Source organism: Burkholderia sp. GbtcB21, from assembly GCF_019091065.1.
Lineage (GTDB): Bacteria > Pseudomonadota > Gammaproteobacteria > Burkholderiales > Burkholderiaceae > Burkholderia > Burkholderia pyrrocinia_C.
Genome location: NZ_JAGXKA010000108.1, coordinates 1 through 459, shown reverse-complemented (window position 1 = coordinate 459; position 459 = coordinate 1). Strand labels below are relative to the sequence as shown.

Here is a 459-nt window from a genome sequence, read left to right as displayed (position 1 = left end):
ATCGTGCGGATGCCGAAGCAATCGGCGGTGGTCGAGCGCGAGACGTTCGCACCGATCCTGTACGTGATGGTCTACGACAACTTCGAGGATGCGATCGACGTGCACAACGCGGTGCCGCAAGGCCTGTCGTCGGCGATCTTCACGAACGACATGCGCGAGGCCGAGCAGTTCATGTCGGCGGCGGGCAGCGACTGCGGGATCGTCAACGTGAACATCGGCACTAGCGGCGCGGAGATCGGCGGCGCGTTCGGCGGCGAGAAGGAAACGGGCGGCGGGCGCGAGTCGGGTTCGGATGCGTGGAAGGCTTATATGCGTCGCGCGACGAATACGATCAACTACAGCCGGCAGTTGCCGCTGGCGCAGGGGGTGAAGTTTGATGTTTGATGTCGGGGTGGGATTGGCGTGTTGTTGGCGCTGATTTCATCGGGCTACTGATGTAGCGTCGTAATCGTTTCAAGC

The 459-nt window shown here is 61.9% G+C and carries 1 protein-coding gene; it reads left to right on the top strand.

The annotated features are described in order from the left end of the window. Nucleotides 1–384: aldehyde dehydrogenase family protein (locus tag KVT39_RS36535; protein ID WP_217591435.1), on the top strand; the 384-nt coding region annotated here is incomplete at its 5' end. Nucleotides 385–459 lie beyond the last annotated feature (75 nt).